6 protein-coding genes are annotated in these 7,236 nt (G+C 30.3%); all 6 read right to left on the bottom strand.

What is annotated here, in order from left to right:
• Positions 1–122: 122 nt before the first annotated feature.
• The 6 genes from Q0997_RS15915 to Q0997_RS15890 all read right to left on the bottom strand — a co-directional run bounded on the left by Q0997_RS15915 (position 123) and on the right by Q0997_RS15890 (position 7,170).
• Positions 123–830 carry a response regulator transcription factor gene (locus Q0997_RS15915; protein WP_299890571.1) on the bottom strand — a complete coding sequence of 236 codons (708 nt, stop codon included), beginning with the start codon at positions 828–830 and terminating at the stop codon, positions 123–125.
• 4 nt (positions 831–834) lie between these two features.
• Positions 835–2,394 carry a HAMP domain-containing sensor histidine kinase gene (locus tag Q0997_RS15910; RefSeq protein ID WP_299890569.1) on the bottom strand — a complete coding sequence of 520 codons (1,560 nt, stop codon included), beginning with the start codon at positions 2,392–2,394 and terminating at the stop codon, positions 835–837.
• 64 nt (positions 2,395–2,458) lie between these two features.
• Positions 2,459–3,058, bottom strand: a complete 600-nt coding sequence (gene coaE, locus Q0997_RS15905) for a dephospho-CoA kinase (RefSeq protein WP_299890567.1) — start codon at positions 3,056–3,058, stop codon at positions 2,459–2,461.
• A complete protein-coding gene (locus Q0997_RS15900; protein WP_299890565.1) occupies positions 3,055–4,017 on the bottom strand; it encodes a YbbR-like domain-containing protein in 963 nt (320 codons plus the stop codon). Before Q0997_RS15900 ends, coaE begins: the two co-directional genes overlap by 4 nt.
• A complete protein-coding gene (locus Q0997_RS15895) occupies positions 4,017–5,024 on the bottom strand; it encodes a glycosyltransferase (protein ID WP_299890563.1) in 1,008 nt (335 codons plus the stop codon). The genes Q0997_RS15900 and Q0997_RS15895 overlap by 1 nt, the downstream gene beginning before the upstream one ends.
• Before the next feature lie 91 nt (positions 5,025–5,115).
• Positions 5,116–7,170 (bottom strand): fibronectin type III domain-containing protein, encoded by a 2,055-nt coding sequence (locus Q0997_RS15890; protein ID WP_299890561.1) that lies wholly within the window; start codon positions 7,168–7,170, stop codon positions 5,116–5,118.
• Between the last annotated feature and the right edge of the window lie 66 nt (positions 7,171–7,236).

Here is a 7,236-nt window from a genome sequence, read left to right as displayed (position 1 = left end):
TTTGTTCTCTTTACTTTTCATTAATAAGTCGATTTTTTGTCAACTTATTTCAGGACGGGACAACCGAATAAAAAAAGCCAACTTAAAAAAGTTGGCTTTTTTTATTTATATCTGTTGTTTTATTACTCAGCGTTTATAACTAATCTAAAACCTTCTCCATGGATGTTAAGTATTTCTACTTTATCATCAATTTTTAAATACTTACGCAGTTTTGCTATATATACATCCATACTTCTAGATGTAAAATAGTTATCATCTCTCCATATTTTAGTTAGTGCTAATTCTCTTGGCATTAAATCGTTTTCATGTAATGCTAATAAACGTAATAATTCGTTTTCTTTTGGAGATAATTTAGTTGGCTCACCTCCTTTATATGTTAAAAAACGAAGTTTAGAGTTTAGATCAAAGCCTCCAATTTTAAATTCAAATTGTTTACTATCTGCAACAGTTTCTGTTGCTTTACGCTGCATGATAGCTTTTATCTTCATTAATAATACTTCGCTATCAAAAGGCTTATTTAAATAATCATCTGCTCCTACTTTATAACCTTTTAAAACATCTTCTTTCATAGCTTTAGCTGTTAAAAAGATAATAGGCACATCTGTATTCTTTTCTCTAATTTCTTTAGCTAGAGTAAAACCATCTTTATAAGGCATCATAACATCTAAAATACAAAGATCATAATCGTCTTTTTTGAATTTTTCGAAACCTTCCATGCCGTTTTTAGCATGGACAACTTCATAATCATTCATCATTAAATAATCTTTTAAAACGGTTCCAAAATTAGGATCGTCTTCTACTAATAGTATTTTTTTTGCTTGTTCATCCATAATGTTATGATATTAACGGAAGTTTTATTGTAAATATACTTCCTTTTTCTTTTTCACTTTCTACTGATATATGACCTTGATGATCATCAACTATTCTTTTTACGTAAGCCAAACCTAATCCATGGCCTTTTACGTTATGTACATTACCTGTATGCTCTCTATAAAACTTTTCAAACACACGTTTAGCAACAGCCTTACTCATGCCACTTCCTTTGTCTTTAATATTTACTATAATATTATTTCCAACATTTAAGGTTTCAACATTAATTACTGGTGCTTCTGGAGAATACTTTATAGCATTATCCAAAATATTTACTAACACATTTGTAAAATGAGTTTCGTTTGCTAAAACAGATGACTTATCTGCTTTTAAACTTGTTTCTATATTTCCGCCTCGATCTTCAACAATCAATTCCACATGAGAAATGGCATCTTCGACTAAGTCGTTTAAACTTACTCTTTCCTTACTAATGTTTAGCTCATTCTTTTCAAGTTTAGATATTCTTAATACATTTTCTACTTGGGCATGCATACGTTTATTTTCTTCTCGTATCATGTCTAAGTAGCGTTTTACTTTATCTTTATCATCAATTATTTTAGGGTTTTTTATAGCATCTAATGCTAAATTAATTGTTGCTATTGGTGTTTTAAACTCATGCGTCATATTATTAATGAAATCTGTTTTAATTTCAGAAATTTGACGCTGTTTCATTAGTTGCAATAAAGCACTTGAATAAGCTACAATTATAATTGTTGTAAAGATAATAGACAAAGCAATCATGCCTAATAGAGTCGACCAAATAAACTTTCGTCTTTGCGGGAACTCTACATATAGCCCATAATTATTATCGCTTGCTGTATTATCAAAAAAAGGCACTCTCATAAATGCATTTTCAATATTAAAGTTTTCTGTTTGTACTTTAGTTGCTAAATCATTACTATAAACAGCAAACTCATAATCAATGTCTATATCATCTTTAATTAATTGCAATTTTAGTAACCTGTCAATCTTTTCTATAGTAACACGCTTATGTATTGGCTTTCTCGCCGAGAATCTTTGATATAATGGCTCAAAATCTATATCTTCTGTTCTACTAATATCACCACTTTGTAATAATGAAGCTTCAAAACCATCAACAGTACTTGATTTATAAACTTTGGTTTCATTTTGACTAATGATACGCTTTATACTAATACTATCTAAACCTATGTCAAAGAGCGCAGAAGATAATTTATAGTTTTCTTCTAAAATCCCGTTTTTATAAATAAGCGTTTCGTCTGTATTAGAGATATCTTTTTTTAAATATAAATCAAAAAAAGCAGTAGTATCTATATTAACTGCAATACCTTGATCTATTAATTTACGTAATTTTAAAACAACATCTCTATATTCCTCTTTACCAATTTCATTAGACACATTGCTTAGTGCCATTTTTACATTATACTTAAATTGGTCTTCCTTGTTAGAAACAGAGTTTGAAATGTAATAGCCTTGAACAAAAATAATACCTATTAAAGATAAACTCATTAATATGACTAGCACAAGAAACACTTTCTTCTTCATTAGGTCAAAATTAAGATTTTAACATTTACAAGACATAGCATTTAACCTTACGTTAACAAAAATGTTAAAATTTAGATTTGCTGATTTTTTTAAGAAGTATGTTATGAATTTCTGAGACCTGTAATTTTGTATCTTCTAGATTGATATTTTCAATAACATAATGAGATTTCTTTACCTTTTCTTCATCTGTCCACTGATTTTTCATAATAGCAAGTACTTTTTCTTTTTTTGAAGTATCGCGTTTAATAACCCGTTTTATTCTTTCTTCTCTTGGTGCAGTAACAGTAATTATATAATCACAGCTTTTATAACTCCCATTTTCAAATAATATAGCAACTTCTTTAATAACATACGGCCCATCTTGCTTTGCTAACCATTTTTTAAAATGTCTTGCTACCTTAGGATGTACAATAGCATTCATCTCTTTTAATAATGCTTTATTATTAAAAATAGCATTAGCTAGGTATTCACGGTTTAATTTATTATCTATATAAGCTTTTTCTCCAAAAAGCTTTATTAATTGACGTTTTAAAACTTTAGATTTATGCATTAATTTTTTAGCTTCTTCATCTGCTATATATATAGGCACACCAATAGTTTCAAAAGTTTTTGCTACCGTTGTTTTTCCACTCCCTATTCCTCCTGTTAATCCAACTATTATCATTCGGAAATTATAAATTCAATATTTTGTTGATGCATTCTTGCCGTTTTAATGTTTATAGGCTCACTTACTAATTCTGGAGTTAAGTAATTAGTTGTTTCATTTATTTTTTTGAAATCGCAAATAATCTTAAAATCTGAGGTTTTTATAGAATTAAACAAACTTAAACTTGTGTAATAAGATACTTTAATGCTTTTAGGAAAATAGTTAACTTTAAATCTATTTGGAGTATTAATAAGAGTTATGGGCACTTCAATGGTACCTTCAGTAAATTTTTCAACATTGGCTATAACACTCACTTTTCTTGTATTAATTTTAATAACATCTGCAATTGAATCCAACTGTAAATTTATGTTTTCATTAATTGGTTTATTTACATCTTTTAGTTCTAAAAATTCAGTTTCTACTGTTTCCATTTTAGATAGTAATGATTTTGGTCCAATAATTAAAATCGAATCTGGATTAGTTTTCACATTAAGTAATGCATCATAACCAATACTATAATTTATAGCTGCATTTAGTTTTACTGGTATTTTTTTAACTTCATTAACATCATATTTAAAAAGCAACGTATCTGGTGAAATACTCTCAATTTTAACTTCTTTATCAAATTGCATATTAAGGTTTGAAAAACCTTTATTTGCTGTCCAAATATATGCCGAGTTTGTTCGCGTTACATCTTGTTCAAAATCAATTACTACTTTTGGAGGCTTTAAGTAATATTTAAGCCATCTAAAACCATAGGTTGTTAAAGTTAATTTTACTTGATGTGTGGAGTCACTTAATAACACTACTTCTTCTGGTAATTGTTTTGCCTCAATATTTAGAAAAATAGTATTAGTATAACCTCTAGATAATTTAGTTAATACTAATATCCCAAAAGCCATAATAAGAAAAAGAAGAAAACTATTAATTTTCCTACTTCTTAGTGTATTTCTAATTTTTATTTTAAATGCAGACATTATTTTGTTTTAAAAAACAATTCTGGAAATTGTTGTTCTGGTTTTCTATTTAAAATAGTAAGATAGACAGTAGATTTTAAAAATGCTATCCCATATCCAAAAAATTGAATTGTAATAGCTACTAATGCCTGAAAAGCAATTAAAGGATGTTTTGTTTTATATAAAGCCATAATAAAAGCTAAAAGATAATATCCACAAAACATATACAATGGCAAATTAATGCTAAACAAAAATAATATAATTGAAAAAATTAATGCTAAACAAAAGATAGTAGGAAACCAATAAGTCACTTTTTTTGTTCTTGGGTGCCATATGTTTAAAATTGGTCTCACTAATCCAAATTTTCTAACTTGATTATAAAATTTAGACCATGAAATTCTACGTTTATGGTAAACAAATGCTTCACTAATTAATTTTGTTTTATAGCCTAATTCCCATAGTCTAATTGACAAATCTGGATCCTCACCTGGGTGTATATTTCCAAAACCATTAGTAGCCATAAAACCTTTTTGAGATAAGCCCATATTAAAACTACGAGGTTGAAACTTATCTACACTTTTAGCATTTCCTCTTATACCTCCAGTTGTTATAAAAGCTGTCATACTAAAGTTTATCGCTTTTTGAAGGTTACTAAATGATTGATGTGCTGCATCTGGCCCACCAAAACAATCTACATATTTTTTTTCTAAACCATCCTCTACAGCTTTTAGGTAATGATTTGGCAAAATACAATCACTGTCTAAAATAATAAAGTAATTTCCTTTTGCTTTTTGCATTCCATAGTTTCTAGAATCTCCAGGTCCAGAATTTTCTTTATAGAAATAAGAAATATTAAGTTGAGAATTATATTTCTCTACAATTACTTTTGAGGTTATATTAGAGCCATCTTCTATTATAACTATCTCATAATTAGTATTGGTTTCTAACTTAACAAAACTCTCTAAAAGCTCTTCTATTTCATTAGGGCGATTATATACAGGGATTATAAAAGAAAAATGTAATTGCATCTTACAAATGTAAACTAAAGCTATAAAAAAAGCCACTCTAAAAAGAGTGGCTTTTAAAAATATATTTATTAATGTTTATAACATTTAAAAATTACTTTTTAATAACTTTTACAGTTTCTACTGCATCACCAACTGTAACTTGTACAAAGTAAGCTCCAGCTTGCATGTTAGACATATCTACAACATTAGATACTGCATTAGGAGCAGCTCTATGTATTGTTTGACCTATCATATTATATACTGTAACATTAGAAATCTCTTTTTGAGCGTTTAATGTTAATGTATTTTTAACTGGGTTTGGATAGTAAGAGAATAATGAGTTATTATCAAAATCTGGAGTTGATAATGTACTTTCAGCTACAGTAATATCAAAAGTACCTTCTGTTCTAGCTGCAATACCATCTCCCCATACTCTAACATAATATGTTGTACCATCTGTTAAACCATTTACATTAATAGACTCTCCTCCATTCGCATCAGAACACGCTAACTGTGTAGCCAATGTACAATCTGTATAAACAGCTACATTCGCTTGATCTGAAGTACCAGTAATGGTAGTAGTAATATCCACTTGTCCAGTAATAGTCGCATCAAAAGTATACCAAACATCTACAATTGTAGCTAAATTACTTTCACACGTAGGGTTAGCATCAGCAGCTTCTTTAGTTGCACCAACTGTAGTTCCCATAGCTGTAGAACCTAAAGTAAGAGCTTCAGCATTAGCACATAAATCATTTGGTGGTGGCATAGTAGCCGCAACACAAGAAGTAACTAAATTATAGTTACCAACACTACCAACATTCCAACCTTCAACAGTTATGTAATAAGTTGTTGTTCCATCTGAAGGAAAAGTTAAAAATGATCTATAAGATTCAGGTGCTGCAGCTCCACAAACAGCAGCATCCTCATTTTCTGCTACTTGTGTTAATGCGCCTGTAGTTCCTGTAAATACCATAATTCCTGTATCGTAATCTGAACCACATAAATCTAAAGTCACATCTTCTGGACTTCCAGAACCAGTGTAAGAAAACCATACATTAGGAGCATCAAAATCTGCTCCACCAGCTGGTTCTCCTGCATAGTCTTCATCTAACGTTGCTGATGAAGTATTACCTGTATATGTAGTACCACATGTTATAGCTGTAGCATTTGCAAAATCATCATTTGCTGGTGGTGCTGCAGGTGTTGAAAACGCAAATGGTCCTACCCAAGTAGCACTACAATCTGCTTGTACATAAAATTCATAATCGTTACTAGGGTTTAAACTCATTAGAGTATATGGGTTTGTTACTCCAGTTGCTGTAGCTGTACCTGTTGCAGCTCCCATTGCTGTAATATCTACTAATTCTATATCCCAAGACATAACTGAACCTGTTTGAGTCCAGCTTAAATCTGCAGAATTAAATGTAATATTTGACGCTGTTAGTGCAGTAGGATCTGGACATGCAGTAGTAGTAGTAAAACTAGTTGGCCCAACCAACATTGATTGCGCTGTAGCTCCACTACAATTTGCTATAACATAAGCATCATATGGTGTGTTAGAAACTAACCCTGTAGCTTGCACCATAGTTCCTGCAACATTATTTGCAGTAAACACAGGAGTATCTACCATAGGATCTGCACCAGAAGCAAATACAGTTACATTATAATCTACATCTGTAGGACCTCCAGAAGTCCATGACAAATCTGTAGTTGTCTCTTGCAAATTAGCTGCAGTAAGACCTGTTGGATCAAAACATGAGTTGGCAGCAGCCGTATCATTTCTTACAGAAGTAGCACGACAATTATTAGCAGAGCCACAAGCAGCATCTTCATGATAGTAGACTCTTAATGCTTGATCATTTAAATCTCCACTAGTATCAATTGCTAAAGTTAAAGGAGTAACTCCAAAACCATAAGTAACAGTTCCATCTGAACTAGTGACTGTCAAAAAATCTGTTGCAACAGCCGAAGAGAATGTATAAGTATTTCCATCAATTACATTTGTAGTGTTACTATACTCTCCTGTATAATTACAGTTTGATTGCTGTTCTAATGAACCATCGTTAACTAAGGCAGCTCCTTGATATGCTACCCCAGTAGTACACTGAGCCCATGAAATGGCAGATATCATTGCTACCATTAAAAATAAAGTAATTTTCTTCATATTAAATTGTTTTGGTTAAAAGGTTAAATATTAATTATCAATTCTTCTAAAATATTGATAAAATTA

Origin of the sequence: uncultured Lacinutrix sp. (assembly GCF_947500325.1) — a bacterium.
In the GTDB taxonomy this organism is placed as follows: Bacteria; Bacteroidota; Bacteroidia; order Flavobacteriales; family Flavobacteriaceae; genus Lacinutrix.
The sequence above is the reverse complement of the archived record's forward strand: the minus strand, read 5'-3'. Positions and strand labels throughout refer to the sequence as shown.